Source organism: Palleronia abyssalis (assembly GCF_900302445.1).
Taxonomy (GTDB): Bacteria; Pseudomonadota; Alphaproteobacteria; order Rhodobacterales; family Rhodobacteraceae; genus Palleronia; species Palleronia abyssalis.
Map to the genome: position 1 here is coordinate 58,371 of NZ_ONZF01000014.1, position 18,521 is coordinate 76,891.

The 18,521-nt window shown below is 62.2% G+C and carries 22 protein-coding genes and 1 pseudogene; 10 read left to right on the plus strand and 13 right to left on the minus strand.

Annotation, left to right across the window (positions count from 1 at the left end; translation table 11 throughout):
- Window positions 1-313: 313 nt before the first annotated feature.
- Window positions 314-1,543, minus strand: coding sequence for a hypothetical protein (locus PAA8504_RS19560; protein WP_108895828.1), 1,230 nt, complete (start codon window positions 1,541-1,543; stop codon window positions 314-316).
- A gap of 379 nt (window positions 1,544-1,922) precedes the next feature.
- Between PAA8504_RS19560 and PAA8504_RS19565 the strand changes: the two genes are divergently transcribed.
- The 6 genes from PAA8504_RS19565 to PAA8504_RS19595 all read left to right on the plus strand — a co-directional run bounded on the left by PAA8504_RS19565 (window position 1,923) and on the right by PAA8504_RS19595 (window position 6,257).
- Window positions 1,923-2,933, plus strand: a complete 1,011-nt coding sequence (locus PAA8504_RS19565) for an AraC family transcriptional regulator (RefSeq protein ID WP_108895829.1) — start codon at window positions 1,923-1,925, stop codon at window positions 2,931-2,933.
- Between the two features lie 99 nt (window positions 2,934-3,032).
- Window positions 3,033-3,398 (plus strand): YMGG-like glycine zipper-containing protein, encoded by a 366-nt coding sequence (locus tag PAA8504_RS19570; RefSeq protein WP_108895830.1) that lies wholly within the window; start codon window positions 3,033-3,035, stop codon window positions 3,396-3,398.
- 190 nt (window positions 3,399-3,588) lie between these two features.
- Window positions 3,589-3,957, plus strand: a complete 369-nt coding sequence (locus tag PAA8504_RS19580) for a hypothetical protein (RefSeq protein ID WP_108895832.1) — start codon at window positions 3,589-3,591, stop codon at window positions 3,955-3,957.
- Window positions 3,958-3,973: 16 nt separating this feature from the next.
- Window positions 3,974-4,840 (plus strand): SDR family oxidoreductase, encoded by an 867-nt coding sequence (locus PAA8504_RS19585; protein ID WP_108895833.1) that lies wholly within the window; start codon window positions 3,974-3,976, stop codon window positions 4,838-4,840.
- Window positions 4,837-5,517, plus strand: coding sequence for a DUF4386 family protein (locus tag PAA8504_RS19590; RefSeq protein WP_108895834.1), 681 nt, complete (start codon window positions 4,837-4,839; stop codon window positions 5,515-5,517). Before PAA8504_RS19585 ends, PAA8504_RS19590 begins: the two co-directional genes overlap by 4 nt.
- 227 nt (window positions 5,518-5,744) lie before the next feature.
- Window positions 5,745-6,257 (plus strand): P-loop nucleotide/nucleoside kinase family protein, encoded by a 513-nt coding sequence (locus PAA8504_RS19595; protein ID WP_181375886.1) that lies wholly within the window; start codon window positions 5,745-5,747, stop codon window positions 6,255-6,257.
- A 275-nt stretch (window positions 6,258-6,532) separates the two neighbouring features.
- Here PAA8504_RS19595 and PAA8504_RS19600 read toward each other — a convergent pair whose 3' ends face one another.
- Window positions 6,533-7,141, minus strand: a complete 609-nt coding sequence (locus tag PAA8504_RS19600) for a glutathione S-transferase family protein (protein WP_108895836.1) — start codon at window positions 7,139-7,141, stop codon at window positions 6,533-6,535.
- A gap of 94 nt (window positions 7,142-7,235) precedes the next feature.
- On the opposite strand from PAA8504_RS19600, the pseudogene PAA8504_RS22740 reads away from it, so the two are divergent.
- A pseudogene (locus PAA8504_RS22740) lies at window positions 7,236-7,322 on the plus strand (transcriptional regulator); the annotation flags it as partial.
- A 262-nt stretch (window positions 7,323-7,584) separates the two neighbouring features.
- Entirely contained in the window at window positions 7,585-7,905 is a 321-nt protein-coding gene (locus PAA8504_RS22745; RefSeq protein ID WP_306419547.1) for a helix-turn-helix transcriptional regulator, read from the plus strand.
- A gap of 122 nt (window positions 7,906-8,027) precedes the next feature.
- Here the strand turns inward: PAA8504_RS22745 and PAA8504_RS19610 are convergent, their stop codons facing one another.
- Window positions 8,028-8,579 carry a hypothetical protein gene (locus PAA8504_RS19610; protein WP_108895837.1) on the minus strand — a complete coding sequence of 184 codons (552 nt, stop codon included), beginning with the start codon at window positions 8,577-8,579 and terminating at the stop codon, window positions 8,028-8,030.
- Between the two features lie 77 nt (window positions 8,580-8,656).
- Here PAA8504_RS19610 and PAA8504_RS19615 point away from each other — a divergent pair, with 77 nt between their 5' ends.
- Entirely contained in the window at window positions 8,657-9,235 is a 579-nt protein-coding gene (locus tag PAA8504_RS19615) for a Crp/Fnr family transcriptional regulator (RefSeq protein ID WP_108895838.1), read from the plus strand.
- Between the two features lie 137 nt (window positions 9,236-9,372).
- Here PAA8504_RS19615 and PAA8504_RS19620 read toward each other — a convergent pair whose 3' ends face one another.
- Complete coding sequence (locus PAA8504_RS19620) at window positions 9,373-10,029, minus strand: NAD(P)-dependent oxidoreductase (protein ID WP_108895839.1); 657 nt, start codon at window positions 10,027-10,029, stop codon at window positions 9,373-9,375.
- A gap of 22 nt (window positions 10,030-10,051) precedes the next feature.
- Window positions 10,052-10,774 (minus strand): DUF4386 domain-containing protein, encoded by a 723-nt coding sequence (locus tag PAA8504_RS19625; protein WP_108895840.1) that lies wholly within the window; start codon window positions 10,772-10,774, stop codon window positions 10,052-10,054.
- A gap of 84 nt (window positions 10,775-10,858) precedes the next feature.
- Here PAA8504_RS19625 and PAA8504_RS19630 point away from each other — a divergent pair, with 84 nt between their 5' ends.
- Window positions 10,859-11,758 (plus strand): LysR family transcriptional regulator, encoded by a 900-nt coding sequence (locus PAA8504_RS19630; protein WP_108895841.1) that lies wholly within the window; start codon window positions 10,859-10,861, stop codon window positions 11,756-11,758.
- 18 nt (window positions 11,759-11,776) lie between these two features.
- Here PAA8504_RS19630 and PAA8504_RS19635 read toward each other — a convergent pair whose 3' ends face one another.
- The 8 genes from PAA8504_RS19635 to PAA8504_RS19670 all read right to left on the minus strand — a co-directional run bounded on the left by PAA8504_RS19635 (window position 11,777) and on the right by PAA8504_RS19670 (window position 18,063).
- Window positions 11,777-12,262: an anthrone oxygenase family protein gene (locus PAA8504_RS19635; RefSeq protein WP_108895842.1), complete on the minus strand. Its 486-nt coding sequence runs from the start codon at window positions 12,260-12,262 to the stop codon at window positions 11,777-11,779.
- 60 nt (window positions 12,263-12,322) lie between these two features.
- Window positions 12,323-12,742, minus strand: coding sequence for a DUF4345 domain-containing protein (locus tag PAA8504_RS19640; protein WP_108895843.1), 420 nt, complete (start codon window positions 12,740-12,742; stop codon window positions 12,323-12,325).
- A gap of 31 nt (window positions 12,743-12,773) precedes the next feature.
- The gene (locus PAA8504_RS19645; RefSeq protein ID WP_108895844.1) at window positions 12,774-13,601 is read right to left on the minus strand and encodes an NAD(P)H-binding protein; all 828 of its coding nucleotides are present in this window, start codon (window positions 13,599-13,601) and stop codon (window positions 12,774-12,776) included.
- Between the two features lie 105 nt (window positions 13,602-13,706).
- Window positions 13,707-14,711 (minus strand): AraC family transcriptional regulator, encoded by a 1,005-nt coding sequence (locus PAA8504_RS19650; RefSeq protein ID WP_108895845.1) that lies wholly within the window; start codon window positions 14,709-14,711, stop codon window positions 13,707-13,709.
- A gap of 88 nt (window positions 14,712-14,799) precedes the next feature.
- Window positions 14,800-15,522 (minus strand): hypothetical protein, encoded by a 723-nt coding sequence (locus PAA8504_RS19655; protein ID WP_219928959.1) that lies wholly within the window; start codon window positions 15,520-15,522, stop codon window positions 14,800-14,802.
- A 244-nt stretch (window positions 15,523-15,766) separates the two neighbouring features.
- Window positions 15,767-15,904 (minus strand): division plane positioning ATPase MipZ, encoded by a 138-nt coding sequence (locus PAA8504_RS19660; RefSeq protein ID WP_108895846.1) that lies wholly within the window; start codon window positions 15,902-15,904, stop codon window positions 15,767-15,769.
- Window positions 15,901-16,620 carry a hypothetical protein gene (locus PAA8504_RS19665; RefSeq protein WP_108895847.1) on the minus strand — a complete coding sequence of 240 codons (720 nt, stop codon included), beginning with the start codon at window positions 16,618-16,620 and terminating at the stop codon, window positions 15,901-15,903. Before PAA8504_RS19665 ends, PAA8504_RS19660 begins: the two co-directional genes overlap by 4 nt.
- Before the next feature lie 453 nt (window positions 16,621-17,073).
- Window positions 17,074-18,063 (minus strand): ATP-binding protein, encoded by a 990-nt coding sequence (locus PAA8504_RS19670; protein ID WP_108895848.1) that lies wholly within the window; start codon window positions 18,061-18,063, stop codon window positions 17,074-17,076.
- Window positions 18,064-18,521: the final 458 nt, after the last annotated feature.

Here is an 18,521-nt window from a genome sequence, read left to right on the forward strand (position 1 = left end):
TTCAGCGGCCAAAATCATCTGCCATAAGGTCAGAATTGGCGACCGGCAGAACGGAATTCTGGTCCGAGGCCTGTCCTCACGGGGCGAGAGAGTTTTTCAACACAATCAGCCCATACTGGCCGAAGCTGCGGCTTGGTCGAATGGCATGAATGCCGACGATGTCTACATCCGACAGGTGTAGTCAGATGATCACGGTGAGCCCCAAAAATGCCGGCGACGGCAGGGACAGCTCAAAGGCTGAGGAAGCGAGGGGGGGAGGTAGTGCGTTAGGGTATGGTGGGTGTGAAGCGTGTTCCGAGTTGACACCAGCTCGCTACAATAATCTCTTTTCCCTGAATGCCGCGCTGCCTATAAGGGCTTTCGAGACAGCACCTGGTGCCGCTTTCCTGGCCACGTACATTGGCAAGGTTTGTCCCAGATTGATCACTTGGTCGTATATCTCGAGCCCTCTGTTTATTGTGTCCGCGACCGGCTTGGGCGCTTTAAGCTCGGAGTAATCGAGAAAGTGGGTAATGCACGAGCGTACATAATCCCTTTCCTCCTCGGTCGTGCCTTTCTGCAGCCAATCGCTGCTGGGGATATCTTCGGGCCCAATGCCGACAAACTGAGCCATGTAATGTGCAGCAGTCCCCTTGTTGATCTGGTAGACCGCATTTACTGCAGATGCGCTCGCGTAAAGAAACCGTAGTCTTCTATTTATATAGCTTCGCGCTTCATCGACGGACTTCACGACCGCATCCCGGCCAAAAAGCTTCTTATTTGCGGCGAGAAATTCGGAGCGATATCTTAGCAGATCCTGCCATGGCATCTGAGACGATTTGTACAGGTTCTCAAATAGCTCGAGGCTGTCCTGCAGGCCCTTGAGATATTGATTTTCCTCGTTAGCCGGACTGACTATTTGCTGTTGGATGATGCGTTGGAAGGCTATCTTATTCGTTTCCAAAACGCTGGACTGGCTCAATGTACCATATGCGGTCATCACGTTATCATCCGTGAGCAATGCATTTGCGCGACAATCTGCACATGTGCGCAAATTCTTCAAAAACTCGCAGAAGGCGGCGGTCGGATGATCGACATTCATTTTCTTCGCAAACGAAATGACCCTCTCTGGGGAGCCTTTTACCGAGGGGGCCTGCAAGATGCGCCAGATCTCCTCTTTTGCAGGCCTCCATACTTTATCATTAATATGGGCTCTCTCGAAGTCGTAGCATTCCTCGGTGCTATCGGGAATAATCGTTTTACAGTGGTTTGCGTATTCTTCCAGCGTTTTCGCAATTTTTGGGCTGGAGCGCTTTGTAGGCGTATCGAATTTATATGCGTGGTTGAAGTATTGGGGTCGGCCCGCAACAATAAAGGGTGCATCATCTTGCGGAGATCTTTTGAAGACTTTATCAGCCCCAAAGTCCAAGATGCCCGCAGTATTTAGCCCCTCATGCGATGGCGCCCAGATCACTACCTCGTCATAAAGTACTGCGAGGCATTTTAGCCTATTGTAAAAATACTCGGAATTCGCTTCGCAACTAATCCACGCACGATCCATCATGCACCTTCTTTATATGGAACAGGTACTCACTATGTGCAGCGTATGCCAGCTTTTCCCGCATCGCTGTCCGTGCCGCTACCCGGTCAAAGTCCGTAAAGCGCCGGTAGCTCCCGTGCTCGCGGCGAGGCGAACGCCTGCTCTGTCCCGCAGAGCGTGAGTTCGGGAATGCCTCGATCTCGCGATCGCGGCGAATGGCCGGTTCGGTGGGCCGCGCCGCGGCATCCAGAGAAGAGGTGAACGGCAGCTGTGGGCCGTCAAGCGCCAGTATGGTGCAGCATCGGGGTTGTCCTTACGTCACGTCTAAGAACAAACTGCCCGGGGATGGGTCTGAAATGGCATGACCGGGCGCATCAAGTTCTTGACCGGAAGGGACTGCCGCATGTCCGATCAGACCATGGCCGCCGGTTTCGCGTCCGCCTTCCTTGATTACGCGGTGGCCGAAGGGGCACCGCGAAGGAGCCTTCTCGAGGCAGCGAGACTGACGGACGAGGATCTGGCCGATCAGGACACTCGCATCCCGGTCTCCTCCTATCAGGCACTCATCGCCGCGGGGATCGAGGCGACCGCGGACACCTCGCTGCTGTTGCGTCACGTGCTGGAGACCCGGCTCGAGACGATGTCGATCGTCGGCCAGATCGTGCATGCCTCCACGTCCTTCCCGCACAGTTTGGGTCAACTGAACCGCTATGCGCGCCTCATGGCCGATGTGCCGGTCCCTGGCGGACGGGATCGGTTCACGCTCGAGCGCGACGGGGAGGCGGTCTGGCTGGTGGATCATCGCCCCTGCGACGGCAGCTGGATGGCGACCGAGACGAGCTTTGCCCGGTTCATCTCGGAATTCCGCCGCTCCGCGCCCGAGCACCCGTTTGAGCAGGCGTTGGAGGTGACCTATGCGCCGCCGCCCCATGCCAACCGCTACCCCGAGCTCTTCCGGGTGCCGGTGACGTTTCGCGCGGGGCGAAATGCGCTGCGGATCGATCCGGTCTGGCTCGATGCGACGTTCGATGGCGGCAAGGAATACGTGTTCGGCATCTTCACGCGCCATGCGGACGCGCTTCTGGACGAGATTGCGACCTGTGACACTTTCCGCTCCGCCGTTGAGGAGAGAATGCTCGCAGATCTGCACGAGGGCACGCTGTCCATGGACCGCATCGCGCGCGACCTTGGCATGAGTCGACAGACGCTCTACCGCCGTTTGAAGGACGAAGGCGTCACCTTTGCACAGGTTCACGACGACCTCAGGCACCGAATGGCGATGGACTACCTGAGCGCCCGCAAGGTCTCGGTCGGAGAGACAGCTTACCTTCTGGGCTTCTCAGAGGCTTCTGCCTTCGTGCGGGCATTCCGGCGCTGGACCGGGGCAAGCCCGACCGCGTGGCTGGGCAATTGATGCCCAAGGTCAATCCGCTGATCCCTGCGGTCATGCCGTCACCTGGCACGGACGGGTAGGTCCTCCCTCGACACGATAGATAGTCGAAGGAAACACGACATGAAACCGATGCTGATCGCCCCTGTGGCGCTGACCGCCCTGCTCGGGGCCTGCGCCGACATGGGCGCGAATGTGGACCCGATCCTGGACGGCCAACCAACCGCGCAGTTCCAGAGCGAACTCTCCGCCTGCCGCAGCCTCGCGCGCAACCAGTCGCAACTGGATCATGAGACGATGGCCGCGGCCGCCATGGGCGCCGGGATCGGCGGCATTCTGGGCAAGGTGGACGATGAGGGCAATGCGCTTGGCGGCGCCGCGATCGGTGCGTTGGCGGGCGCTGCCGCCGGCGCGTCCGAAGCCAGCGACACCCGCGAGACCATCGTGCTGAACTGCCTGCGCGGCCGCGGCCACGCGGTCGTGAACTAAGGGAGGGCGCAATGCACGACATCCACCCCCGCATGACCGGCTTTCACCACCTCCTGACCGGAGGCCTGCGCCAGCCAGCATGGCCTTGCACCTATCCGCCCCGGCATCTCTGGGGCGATATTGGCCTGGCGGAGGGACAGGCGCCCGCGCCGCGGCGCTCCCTTCCAGCGCGCCTCTTTCGGTTCTGGTGATGACCCAGACCCTCGCCTTAGCCTACGCCGGGCTGGCCGCGTTGCCGGTGCTGATGCACCTGGCCATTGCCGCGGGCGCCCCGCTCGGCCGGCTGACGGTCGGCGGCCGCTTTCCCGGCGGTCTGCCGCCCGCCTGGCGGGCGCTGGCGCTGGTCCAGGCCGCGTTGCTCGCAACCATGGCCGGGGCGGTGCTCGCCCGGGCCGGCCTCGGCGCCCTGCCGTTGGCGTCGCTGTTCTGGCCCGCCCTCGCGCTGACGCTGCTGTCGCTCGCCGCCAACGCCGCGAGCCCCTCGCGCCCGGAGCGCCTGCTCTGGACGCCCGTCCTCGCCCTCATGGCCGCCGCCGCGCTTGGCGTCGGTCTTTCCTGAACACCGGAGACGATCCATGAACGTTCTCGTTGCCGGCGCAACCGGTTATCTCGGGCGCTTTCTCTGCGCCGAATACACGCGGCGCGGGCACCACGTCACCGCTTTGGTCCGCGAAACTGCCCGGGCCGAGGCCCTGGCCGATCTGTCGATCGAGGCCGAGGCCACCCGGCCCGACACGCTCAAGGGGATCATGAATGGCATGGACCTCGTCGTCTCATCGCTTGGCATCACCCGTCAAGCCGATGGGCTTGGCTACCGGGAGGTCGACTTCCAGGCCAACCTCAACCTGTTGCGCGAGGCCGAGGCGGCGGGCGTCAAGCGCTTTGCCTACGTCCACGTCTTGAACGCCGATGCCATGTCGGGCGTGCCGCTCGTCGATGCCAAGACCGCCTTCGTGGACGCGCTCCAGGCCTCCGACATGGCCGCCACGGTGATCGCGCCCACCGGCTACTTCTCGGACATGGGCGAGATCCTGGCGATGGCGCGTAAGGGTCGCGTCTGGCTGTTCGGGGACGGGGCGCAGCGCCTCAATCCCATTCATGGCGGCGACCTGGCGGTTGCCGTCGCCGACGCGACGGACGCAGAGCGGGGCTGGGCAGAGATCGGCGGCCCCGACGTGATGAGCCAGGACGAGATCGCCCGCGCCGCCTTCGCCGCAATCGGGACCACGCCGCGCATCACCCACCTGCCGGACGCTCTGCGCCGTGCCGCGCTCACCGTCCTGCCTGTCCTGCCGCGGCGCCTCAGCGGCCCGGCACGCTTTTTCCTAACTGCGCTCGGGCTCGACATGGTCGCGCCCCGCTTCGGCACGCGGCACCTCGCCGATCACTTCGCAACCCTCGCCGCCGAGGCGGCCCACCAACCTCCAGAAGCAAGAAAATGACCCTAACCAAAGCCGGCGGCCTCGCCGCCCTTGTCTGCGCTGCAACCTACGTGTTCGGCTTCGTCTTTCTCGTCACCGTGTTCGCCCCGCTCGGCTTTGGCACGGGCGAGATCGATGTCTCCGCCGTCGTCGCCTATATCGCCGAGCGTCCTGGCGTCATGATCACCTTCAACACCACGATCTACGTCCTCAACGCGCTGGCGCTGGCGGTGCTGGTCGTCGCACTGCACCGCCGGATCGCCAAAGAGAGACCCGACGCCGCCGCATTGGCCGGTGCGATCGGTCTGATCTGGGCCACGCTCGTCCTCGGCGCCGGGATGATTGCCAATGTCGCGGTGGAACACATCCATGCCCTCGCCGGCGATCCAGAGGCTGCCGCTGAGCTGTGGTCGACACTCCACGCTGTCGAGTCGGGCTTGGGCGGCGGCAACGAGATCGCCGGCGGTGCGTGGATACTGACCGTCAGCCTCGCCGCGCTTGCGAGCGGCGTATTCGGACGTATCACTGCCGGGATCGGCGCTGTCAGCGGCATTGCCGGGCTCGTTACCATCCTGCCGCCGCTGGGCGAGATCGCCGGCGCCGTCTTCGGCCTTGGCGCCATCCTGTGGTTCGTGGCCGCCGGCCTGGTGCTTCTGCGCCAAGGTCGAACCTCTTTCGTAAGGGAGATTTCCGCATGACATCGCTTCGCAACCTACTGGTGGCCTGACTGAACGCCATGTCTCCGGCCTTCGCCTGGCGCGGCCATCGCCGTCACCGATGCAATTGCACAGCCAGGCCGCCCTCTTTTTCGAATGCGTCGTCAGCGAAGCACGCGTTGATGCGCTTACACCGGCCAGCCCCAAGGTCCGCTCGGCCGACCAACACGCTTTGCGAACACCCCCTACCATCAAGAGAGGTTTCCTCAATGCAGGACGATTATACACAACAAATCCACCTGATTTGCGGCTCAACAGGCGCGGGCAAAACAACATATGCCCGAGAGTTGGCCAACAAAATCGGCGGTGTCGTATTCTCTATCGATGAATGGATGGTATCATTGTTTGGGGAGGATGCTCCAGAAAGCTTGAGCCCGGCATGGATTTTCCCGCGCGTCCATCGTTGCGAGGCGCAAATGTGGGCAACGGCCTTGCAACTCGGCAGGCTGGGGATACCGTCGATTTTGGACTTTGGCTTTCAGCGGCATGAACATCGTCAAAGGTATGCCGCCTTCGCAAAACAGGCTCAACTCACGATAAGACTACATGTCTTGGATGTCGATGCTTCCGTGCGGTGGAAGCGTATCGAAGCTCGCAACAAGGAAAAAGGTGATACCTTCCATATGGAAATCACACGCGGCATGTTTGATTATATCGAGACGACATGGGAACTGCCCGGCGATGATGAATTGGTTCGCACTGAACAACTGCCAAGTAATTGAATTTGCTTAGCCCTTACCGAATGGGCCTGTTCGCAGGCGGGCCCGACGACATCCGGATCTATCGCCACGGCGGCTTCTGAGGGCTGCACGCAGCTGTTGCCCCGAATCCGGGCCTCGCCGTTGCCGCCGTCGGCCTCGATCAGGCATTGACGCAGGAGATCACGCATATGGTGGAGAGCCTCGCCATCAGCGCTCATGATAGGCGGTGATAGCGAGTGAAACGCGCAGTTGCAGGGCCGTCATCGCGCCGACCGAGAGCCCCGGGCGAACGGGACCTACGCCGACAGCGCCAGCCGCTCTCGTTCCACGACCGCCTTCAGCGCCGGACGGTCAGCGCAGCGCCTGATCCAGGCCTGAACGGAAGGATCTTCCGGCATCGCGTCCGGAAGCCATTGGAAGGGGCTCGACAGCAGCAGATCTACCGCCGAGAAGCACTCGCCGAGCAGGTAGGGACGGCCGTCCAGCGCCTCCGAAAGACGGGCGAGGACCGCGTCCAGATCGCGGAACGTGGCGCGCAGGATGGGGTGATCCACCTTCGTCCAGTCGAGGACCAGCACCGGCTCCATCACGCCCTGGTAGTAGAAGAGCCAGCTCAGGAACGCCCCGCGCTGCGGGTGCCCGACAGGACGGCCGAGCCCGGTCTCGGGGAACAAGTCCGTCAGGTAGGCCACGATAGCGCCCCGTTCGCGGACATGATCCGTGCCGTTCGTCAAATAGGGGACCTTGCCCTCGGGATGCGGATTGTGCGGGTCGGGACCGCCGGTCCCGTCGGGGCGGGCGACCGTGACCTCCTGCACGTCGATACGGTCGTCGATGCCCATCTCCTCGATGAGGGCGAGGATGGAGGTCGAGCGGGAGAATGGGGCATGGTAGAGCGTCAGCATTGGTGTCTCCTGTGGTTGCGTGATGGCTTGTCATACGCTTGGGCTGCTGACAAAATCCGTCAGCATGGCCCACACCGATCGCCTCATGCGCTTGATGGACGCGCTGCGGCGGTTGCCCGCCCCCGTCACCGCCGCGCGGCTGGCATCGGAGACGGACGTATCGCGAAGACAACTCTACCGGGACATCGCCACGCTGCGCGCGGGCGGCGCGCTTATCGACGGCGAAGCAGGGGTCGGCTATACGCTGACCGAGGACCCGGCGCTGCCGCCCCAGAGCTTTTCGCGGCTGGAGATCGAGGCGCTCGTCCTTGCGGTGGGCGACCTGCACCAGACAGGCGATGCGGATTTGCAGGCGGCGGGCCGTTCGGCGCTGGCCCGGATCATCGCCACGCTGCCCGACGGGCAATCCCGCCAGGCCCTGCACACTGTGCTGCGTAGCTTTCATGCGCCGTCGGCGGCGGCGCCCCCCCGCCGTCGACACGGCGTTGCTGCGGCGTGCCTGCTGGGAGGAACTGGCGCTGGACGTCCGCTATCGCGACCTCGGCGGGCGAGTCACGGAGCGCGAAATCTGGCCCCTCGGCATCAGCTATTCGGAGGGCAGGTTGAAACTGCTGGTCTGGTGTTGCCTGCGGCGGGACTGGCGCATTTTCTACGCCACGGGCATCGAACGCAGCTCCCTCAACGGGGGCAGCTTCCGACCGCGCCGGGTGCCCTTGTTGCGCGATTACGCAAAGCGGCAGTCATTGTTGGAAAGACGGCGGTAAAGCCCAGCCTTTCGAATTCAGTGGTGCCGCTTTAGGTCGACCTGATTGCGGGCATGACGCCATGTCCCACAAAGCCGCCTATACTTGACGTTGGCTCAGCGGACTAAGCAGCTGTTCCTCATTCAACAAGCGCGAGCGTCCGCTTTTGCTTGGCGCGACCAGAGGAACCCGGTGAGAAGCGCCAGAATCACAGTCAGCGTTGTAATGCCGGATTTGAAGATCGTCGCTGTGCTCGTAGCATAGACGATGAGCCCCGACACGTCTGGCCAGATTCGGATCATTGCGACGATCCCAAGGTTCTCGATATAGTCAAACAGCGCACTGCCTACCGAGAGGGTAACGCCGAGGTGCACAAATCTTCTGCTTGTTATGCGGCTCCCAAACCAGAAGATCGTGCTGCACAATGTCAGCGCGAGAAAAGCTGGATAGACCATGTCCAGTGGTATCTGGCGTGTGAGATAGTATTCGCGACCAACCATTCCCAACCCATCAAGAAGCAGTGCTGCCTCTGTGGGACTGTAGCCAAAGGGACGCATGTCGAAAGGCACCTGCCCAGAAACGGCTTCGAGGTGCGCGAGTGTGACGCTGATCATTGCGAGATAAACTGACGCGGCAAGCATTGCTGCACCAATCGCGATTTTTCCAACGTGCTTTGGAAGGTATCCGTTCATCATTTTGCAGCCTCCTTGACCTGGGCAACACATGCAGTCAGACGAAACTATCCGCATTATCATTTGATAAGGCTCGCCAGTTGGACCTGAGAACCTTTCTCCTACAGTCGCCGGACCTGTCGGATATCGCCTGTGCCGAGGGTTTCGCGGCCCGGTGGAAGCAAAGGCCCTTCGACAAGGGAGCGCAGGTTTCTCGTCAGGGACAACCGGAAACGGACGAATATGTCGTGTTGGCAGGGTGCCTCGTCAGCAGTATTTGCGATGACGCGGGCAAAGAGGTGTGCGTAGGGTTCTATGTTGGTCCCTGTGTCGTCACGCCGAACATCGCGCGAGCACGGGACGGCGTATCGCTTGTGTCTATTTCAGCAACGACCGATGCAACGATAGCCAAGGTCGACAGCCATCTGCTTTCAGATCTGATGATCGCATCTCGGCCTATCCGCGACTGGGGAAATGCGGTTCTACGAGGCGCGTTGAGCGAGAAGGCTGAAAAAGAATGGTGCCTCGCAGCTCTTGGGGGGGCTGAGCGTCTTACCTGGTTTCGCCGGGCCTTCCCAGGCTATGAGGCCATTTTTCCCCATACGTTCATTGCAACCTTCTTGGGGATGACACCGGTGACGTTGAGCCGCCTGCGTGCTCGCAAAAAACAAGGGCCGTAGGCGGACATCAGACAGTGTTGCAGCATGGGGCAAACAGGGCTCGAAGCGGTCATCGCATTCCGGGCCCTGGCATCATTCACCTGCACCGCGGAATGCAAAGGGCGGGCGGTAGAGCAGCCTTCGTCTATGAAGGCCCCTCAGTCTCGCCCAGTAATGGCCGGCGCTTCCCGGATCAGAGTCGGGTCGGTCAGCGCGGCCACCATGAACAGTGCGAAATCCGTGCGCCGCATCAGGTTGCGCGCCAACGTCGGGTCGTGGGCATGACGCGCCCAGACCGGCAGGCCCTCGCTCGGGCCTTCCTCCAGGTCCGAACCGCGCACCAGCGTCCAGTCCCGCGCGGAGGCAAAGATCAGGTCTGCCGCGCGCTGTTGGTCGTCCAGATCGACCAACCGTAGCGCGCGCAGGATCGGGGTGCCGAAGCGGACGATGGCGCGGATCTTCCAGCCGTAGCGGTCCTTTCCGTCGCGGCTGACATGCCAGCCGCAGGAAAAGACCAGCCGGGCCTCCGGCGGGGCGAGGTCGATCACCGCACGCGCCGTGCCCGAGGCGTAGTCCTGCACGCCCCAGGGCGCCAGCACGGTCAGCACGCCGTCGCAGCCACGTGTCGCGGCCCCGATCACCGTGCGGTCGTCGGTGCGCCCGGGGAAGACGGTGATCCGGTCCCCGAAGCGGGCCAGCTTGGCTACGCTTTCGGGGCGGCAGACCCCGGTGACCTCGTAGCCCCGGGCAAGCGCGTGTTCGGTCATGTATTGGCCAAGCTTGCCCGAGATGCCGACGATGCAGATGCGTTTCATGATCGGTCTCCTTCCGAATAGGTTAGGCGGCGACGTCGCGGGACCGGGTTTGACGGGGGCCGCGGAACAGCAGCCAGAGAGCGAAGCCGATCTCGGAAACCGTGACGACCAGCAGCAGTGCGATCTTCACCATCTCCAGCAACTTGGCGTCGGGCAGTGCAAACATCTGCACGCTGTCGACCATATAGCCGGTGCCGCCGACGATCAGGCCCAAGCCCAGCAAGCGCGGGAAAAGCCCAGAGCGCAGCACAAGCGTGCCCAGCAGCAACAAATGCAGGGAGAAGAAGATCTGCCAGATCCACACGCCCGCATCGTGGACGTGGCGCATCAGGCCCGCAAGCTCGATCCGTTGCGCCGGGCTGAAGCTGTCCAGCGGCACCGTGCCGTCCGCCAGCGCCAGCGACGCGGCGTGGAAGAACAGCATCGCCGCCATCACCGCGACCATCATCAGGCGCGCGTAGGAGGCCGCCAGCGACAGCGTTGCGTTCACCGGGCGGAACATGAAGCAGAGCATGACCGACACCAGCACCTCGGCCGTCATCATAACGACGTCACCGACGATGCCTGCGTGGAACAGCCCGCGCCGTTCGGCGATGTTGGCAAAGGTCGCCGCCGGGTCGCCGGGAACGTTCAGAAGGCCCGGCACGTAGAGGATCGCGAAACCGCCCGCGACGGCGATCGTCAGGTAAAGCGCGCCGGTTACGCGGGCATAGGCGTGGGAGGTTGGGTCCTGGAAAACGTGCATTTGGTCCTCCTTTCGGATGGGGTGATGGGGCCTGCATACTCCCCTGCTTTATTGTAGGGAATTGACCGATTTCGCCGAACTGATATGCAATTCCGTATGGATTGGCGCAGCGTCACCTTCGACTGGAACCGGGCCCGAGCCTTTCTCGTAACCGCCGAGGAAGGCTCGCTGTCCGCCGCCGCGCGGGCGCTGGAGCTCGCGCAGCCGACGCTCGGCCGCCAGGTCGAGGCGCTGGAGACCGAACTGGGCGTGGCGCTCTTCGAGCGGTCTGGCCGGGGGTTGCGCCTGACGCCTGCGGGCCACGACCTGCTGGAACATGCGCGGATCATGGGCGATGGTGCCCGCGCCCTGTCGCTGGCCGCTTGGGGCCAGACCGAGGCGTTGGAGGGCGAAGTGGCGATCTCGGCCTCGGACGCCTATGCGAGCTACCTTCTGCCGCCCATCCTCGACGCGCTGCACCGGGCCGAGCCGCGCATCCGCATCGAGGTGGTGGTGTCCAACGATCTGTCGGATCTGTCGCGCCGCGAGGCCGACATCGCCGTGCGCAACGTGCGGCCCACGGAGGCCGACCTGATTGGCCGCAGGTTGCAGGATGCGCAAGCCCGCCTTTACGCAGCGCCGGATTATCTGGACAGGCTGAGCCGACCCGGGACGGCAGCGGATTTCGGCGCGGCGGAGTTCATCGAGATCGACGCGGCTGGCAGCCTCATGGGGCTATTGAACGGTCAGGGCTTCGACCTCGGGCCGGACAACTTCCCCTACCGCTGCCGCAACTTCACCGTGATGTGGGAGATGGTGCGCGCGGGACTGGGCATCGGCATCCTCGACGACCGCATCGGCGATGCGGACCCATCCGTCGAACGCGCGGTGCCGGATTTCGGCCCCATCGCCTTTCCGGTCTGGATCGTCGCCCACCGCGACATCGCCCGCTCGCGCCGCCTGCGGGTCGTGTTCGACGCGTTGGTCGAAGGGTTCGGGGGCTGAGGCTCCGGATACGCGGATCTAAGCCAAGGCCGGCAAGGCCATCAGCAAGAGGATCGCCGATAGCACACAGGCCACCGTCCGGAGGGTGTTCCAGAAGGTCCAGCGCGGCAGGTAGGTGCCGGTCCAGTAGGCGCTCGTGGCATGTTCCGCCGCGATCATGCGCGCGAGTGTCTCATTCATCGGCACGTTGAAGAAGATGGTCACGCCGAAGCATCCGAAAAGATAGATCGAGCCGGCGAGCATCATCAGCATGCCAACTCCGCCGCGCACAACAATCCCGCCATAGGCGGCAAGACCAATCGATGCGACGGCAAGGCCCAGGAACAGCGCCATGAAGACCCAGCGGAACACCTCGCGGTTGATGGTCTGCATGGCCTCTACCCCAGCCGAACCACTGGTCCGCGAGAGCGATCGCATGATGAAGTCCGAGAAGGAGAGAAAGACGCCGGCGACCAGCGCATAGGCGAGGACGGCGCCTTGAAGTAGCAGGAGAAGGGGGGACATTGTCATTATCCTTGAACGGGTTGAAGTGCAGGCGGCGAGACGTTGCCCGCCGCCATCGGGTCACTGCGTCGCGTGGCTCCCCAAGGGACGAGCCCGGAACCGATGACCGAAGGCCAGGACGCAAATCACGGCGACGACGAGTTCGAAACCGAGCGCACCGAGGATGTTGGGAGACGGCACACCGTCGAAGGCGATCCCGGCGAGGCGTCCCGCCGGGTAGGCGAGGAAGACCGTCATCGCCGCGACGATGGCCGTCTGTCGCATGGCGGGCCGAACGATCCCGGTCAACATGAGGGCGCCGAAGACGGCGAGTCCTGCGCCGGGGGCGCGCAACTCGCTCAGCAGGTTGACGTTGTCGCCCAACTCGATGCCATAGGTGGCATAGAAGACCCGGGGCATGGCCACGATGGCCGCGCCGATCCCGAGGGCCGTGATCCCGGAGGCGCCGAGGGCGAATTGCTCGAAACGATTGAGGGACATGAGGTGTCCTTTCTGGATCAGGAGGCCGGGGTCAGGCGGCGGAGGACCAGGCGCCCGAGGCGGCGGCGGCGCGGGCGAAATCGGTGAAGTCACGTGGCGCGCGACCCAGGGCGCGCTGGACGCCGTCGGCCAGATGCGCGTTGCGCCCGTCCAGCGTCTCGCGTGCGATGGCGGTGAAGACGTCGGCCACGAAGGTGCCGCCCGCCCGCGCGACGTTGGCGTGGAAGTCGTCGAAGCTGATCGGGATGTATCGAATCTCGCTTCCGGCGGCATGGCTCAGCGCGACCGCCATCTCGGCGAAGGTCATGAGCCGTGGACCCGTGACCTCGTAGAGCTGTCCTCTGTGGTGATCGTCGGTCAGCGCCGCGACGGCCACATCCGCGATGTCGTCGATATCGATGATCGGCTCGGGCATGTCGCCGCCGGGCATGGGCAGCACCCCGGCAAGCACCGGGTCACGCAGGTAACCTTCGGAGAAGTTCTGCGCGAACCACGCGGCCCGCACGATGGTCCAGTCGACGTCGGAATTGCGCACGACCTCTTCGCCCAGCCGAGCGTGGTGTTCCCCGCGCCCGGACAGCAGGACGAGGTGTTCGACGCCCACGTCCTTCGCCGTCTCGCAGAGCGATTCGAGTTTTTCGACCGCCCCGGGAAAGGCCAGGTCCGGAAAATAGGTGACATAAGCCGCCTGCGCGCCGGACAGGGCCGGGGCCCAGGTCTCGGGCGCGTCCCAATCGAAGGGGGTGGTGGAATTCCGCGATCCACGGCGGACGGGCAAGCCGCTGGCCTCCAGCCGGGCGGAAACGCGTCGGCCGGTCTTGCCCGTGGCGCCGATGACGAGAATGGGTTTGCTGGACATGGGTTTGCTCCTTGGCTTGAGATCGATGGCCAAGGAATACGTGCACGCACCGCGCCCGGTATTGATCGGCGCTGCCAGTCCTTCGACTTTCGCGGCCAGTGTCCTTCAGCGCTTCAGGCGTTCCTTGCGATAGCTCGCCGGTGTGACGCCCATCCATCGCTTGAAGGCCCGGGTGAAGGCGCTCTGCTCGGAGAAGCCGGTCAAGAAGGCGATCTCGGCCAGGGAATGGGCATCGTCGCGCAGCAGGCCCTCGGCGAGGTCGCGGCGGGTCTCCTCGGTCAGGGTCTGGAAGGACACGCCGTGTTCGGCGAGGCGCCGGTGAAACGACCGGACGCTGAGGCCGAGCTGCCTGGCGACACGCGCCATCTTCGGCGCGCCTTCGCTGAGGGTTTGCGCGATGGCGGCCCTCGCCTCCGCCACCAGTGAGACGTCTTCCCGGAGGCCGCCAAGCTCGGCATCGAGATGCGACAGAAGATAGCGGGAAATACCCTCGTCCCCGAGGATATTCGACTGTGACAGGGCCTCGTGGCAGAACAGGATCGCGTCAACCTCCGCTCCCCAGCGCACCGGACACCCAAACCAGTCTTCATGCGATGTGACCGCGTCTGGCGCGGCGTGCTGAACCTTCACTTCCACCGGCGTCACGGGCGCAGGGCTCACCTGCCTTGCAAGCGCGACTGTGGCGACCAGCGTCGTTTCGTTCGACAACCGCATCCCAAGCCGCCGTTCACCGGGCCGATGAATGACGTAGAGCACGCCGCGTGGATCGGGCCTGAGTTCGTAGCGCACGACGCTGGTCCAAAGCCGGGCATAGCGTTCGACCCGGGACAGTGATCCCCGCAGATCGGGCGCGGCCTTCCACGCCAGTCCCAACGCGCCGTATTCGTCGCAGCGCATCGACGCACCCACGCGCACCGGAAGGTTGGTTGCATCGACCTCGCCGGCCAACCGCTCCAGCATCGTGTAGTAGGCTCCCGCGGGAATCATCGCCTTGGGGTCCCAGGGCGCGTCCGCATCGATCCCTACGGAGGCCAGCAGCGCAGCCGCATCTGGGCCGTCGCCGGCGGCGGCGACCATCTTCCGTGCGAAAAGGGATGTCACATAGCTCATCCGCTCCTGCTTAGGCCTGGCTCGGCACTCGCCGGCTCTGGACCGCTGAGCACCAGTAGCATCGCGTTTTGAAAGACGTGAAAACATCTCATTGAAAGGACATCGGTCGCAGCATTTCGTCGGTGTCGAGAATTAGCGCACTGCGCCAGAGCGGAGACTTCAGCACATGACACACCTGCTTTCCTGCGTAGTTCCCGCGGGTCTCGATCAATAACCCCGCCCATTCGAGCGGCCGAAGCACGCAAGACGAGAACGCGGCCATCTCTCGCCACCCCGCGGTGTGCCAGTCCTGTGGCTCACCGTAGAAGGTCTCGAACAAGGCAGCCTCGGTCGTGCCATGATCGGCCTCCACGTTAATCACGTTCATCCAGACGTCCCATTTTCCGAAGAGACGGTCGTCGAAGCGCGCATAGGAATCGTGATCGATCCGAAACACAAAATATGGGATCAGTTCGGCGAACAGGTGGCCAGGGGCTTGCGCCAACTCTGTGCCACGCTTCGTCAGCCGAAACTCACCCTTGAAGTGACGTCCAAGGCGTAGGGAAATCAGCAGGAAATGCAGGACCTCGAGTGGGGGAAACTCATATTCATTGATAACCTTGTTGTAGCGGAACATCTCCTCTGCGCTTTTCCCCGGCCAGTCGAAATGCTCAACGGCCCAATGGACGAAAACGCGCTTGAAGGCCTTGGTTTTGGTCAGACCGATTGATCCGTGCTCCTGCGCATATTGCAGGGTCAGGAGAGCGCCCCGAAGCAGCGGAGAATGCGCGAGATCGGGATGGTCATCGCCGAGAGTGCAGAATTTGATCATGTCACGATGCTGCCACAGACCGCGGTGCGGTTCCATGATGTCCGCATTGTCAGCATTCACACCAACCGACATCGTGCAAGTGCAGCGAATGACCGGAGTGACGGGCCGCACTGCGGCGGGCGTTTCTCCGTCGAACGGCGGCTGAGGACCGGTCGCGACGCCGGGCACTTTGCTGCAACCGCGAATTCTGCATCGCCGGCCGTATCAAAATGGACTCGAAGCAATCCTCTGCGCGACACCGTGTCTACGGGGCGCGAAGCACCACCTGAGCATTCTTCTTCGACTGCATGGCCTGGACCGCCAGGTGGATAGCAATCGTGCTCTTACCCGCGCGGCCCTTCTGCGTGGCAACCGCGATCACTTTCGACTTGCTCTGGCTCATTGATCACCGCGGGTGAGCTCGTCGGTGTCCTCGAAGCCCTCTGTCATGTCGTTGATGTCCTGCTCTCGCTCATAGTGCCGCATCATCTGGTGGACGATCTCCTGACCATGCTCGGCGGCATAGGCGAGGAAGCCGGCTTTGCGCTCGCCGATAATAATCAGCTCCAAGCCCTCTGAGGTGCGCCTGGTCCGCGCAACGGGCCCTTCAACGCCATCGACGTAGATGTCGCGCACCTCCGGTGTCCGCGGCTTTGCCTTCTCGGGTTTCGGGGTCTCGACCGCAGCCCGATAGACCAGATTGAAGCGATCGTCGGAGGTGGAAGGTCGCTCCTCGTCGTTGGCAGCTGCTAACACTTGCCGAATACGTGGCTCTGCGGCCTCATCGCTTTCGAGAGCCGTCACAAGCTGCTCCCACGGAGGACGTCCCGCGCAGGGCGCCTTGCCGATCCATTGCAGGATATCCGTCGGGATGCCGCGGCCGATCTTCAGGTATCGGGACCTGTCTGTCTGTCCGCAGCTAAAGGCCGAGTCGATTTCCGCTGGTTGACGGCCGGCCTCGTCGACCATCCGGGCCGCCAGTCGCGCTCGCTCGATATAGGTCAGGTCATCGTAGGCGATGTTCTCGATCTCCTGGCCAAGGACAAGATCGCGGTGCTCGAGATCCTGAATCTCCGCGCGCATCGAAAGACCGGCCTGCTTGCAGGCCGCAAGCCGCAAGCGGCCAGCGAAGATCTCGTATTCGCCAAGTCGCTCGGGATGTCGTCTTCAGCGGCCAGCAGGTTCGTCTTTGCAGGGCATCTTAACCCACACGCTCACCGCCTGACGACCGGAAAGATATCGAAACTGGACACTTCAGAAAGGGATAACGTGAACCTTCTCAAGGATATGAGTTCTACCAACCTTATGATTACATGTGTTCATTCATGAAGTAGTCAAAGACGGCATAAGCATGCGCAAAATCTACTCCACCCGATTCGGCGCCTAGTAAGTTCCTTTCTTTACAATGCGTTAGCCCTCAACCCGGGAGAAACGACGGCATAAGCATACGCAAAATCTAAAAGCATGCGCAGCCGAAAGGTACGCTCTCCATAGCGTACGGCAAGGAACTCGCCGCATAAAAAAACCCGCGCCGAAGCGCGGGTTCGTTACTCACGATTTGGCTGGGAAGTCCTATGGAAGCATAACTGAACGGTAAGGCTGATCCTTCGGAAACACGCGTTCATACGCTTCATGGGTAAATGGTGTTACCAGTTCATTCATGCCCGTTCTTCTGCACCAAAAGCTCACAAAATCCCGATGCTCCAGACGCGAGCTTTCCCTCGTCATGGATAACGAAATGGCCTCTCCAACGATATAAATGACGAGCCCCCACCGAAAGGCTCCGGCCGTTGCGAGACGATGCAGGAAATCACCCGTCATCAAGCTCTGTTCCACATGGAGCCCGGTCTTGATCGCGTAGCTCCCAACAATTTCATTTAGAACAGAGTAATCTGGAGAGGGCCCGTCTGACGAACTATGAAGGTCGATTTCCCCGAATTCCAAACGGAACAACAGACGGTCGAGTTGAGGTTCGCGCCGCACGTAGCTTTCCAGCTCGGGAATACCGGATAGGATTAACATCAAAGGCCAGGCATCAGACTTCATCAAGGTCTTGAACGCATCCAGCACGCTCAGGATTTCATTGTCCGACTTACCGCGCATAATATGCTGCGCTTCGTCATAGTGGATTCCGATCACGCCTTGTAGTTCAGTCTGCTTTGCAACCAAACTCCAAATCTCGAATTGCGTTCGACGGGTCTTATCGGAGATCGGATATCCCAGTGCTTTCAAAGTTTTCCGACCAAGGTCTTTCCACGTGCTCTTTCCATCCAGCTCGCAATGGACGAAGCGCGCAGTATTACCGTTCGGCAAAGGCACCGAGCTCTCGTTGAAACGTGAAATCAATTTCATGATCTCGGTGGTCTTGCCCGTTCCTGACTGCCCGGTCACCAGGAGCCCGTGGGCATCAAAGCTTTCAGCTGCCTGCAAGCGGCCAAAGTGGCGGCTGAATGCGTGTGCGAAGGATTGGTGGAGGTCATCTCCTCTCGCGAGCGGAAAATGGCACTTTCCAAGCTTGGCGTTCGCCTCGGCGACGCTGGGAATGATGAATTCATTGCTCATAGCTTGCTGTCCTTGATGGGCCCGAAAGTCATATCTTTGATGTCAGACGTATTGCCGGATGGCTCTGCCTTCGCGTCGGATGGCGAACTTTTCCGTCTTGACGATTTCTTGGGTGAAGCGGCGGGACTTGGGCCACCTTTCGATGAGGCTGGCGTGGAGACTACGGCCCCTGCCGGCTTCGCAGCGACCACGCCCGAGGTGGCGCCGCGGCTCATAACGCTGCCGGGGGCAACCGTGGTGCCAAGATAGGCAACGGGTCGCGATTCCACCTGCAACAGCTTGTCCGCGCGCCGCTCGAGCTGCGCCAGGGTCTGATAGTTTGCAGGATCGCTGAACTGGCCCCCGTTTCGACCGGACACCTGGGCATAACCATGGAGGCTTAGGCATATGCCTAAGCACGTGCTTATGTCTGACTACGAGATCATCACCGATGGCGGCCGTCGGCGCCGCTGGCCTGC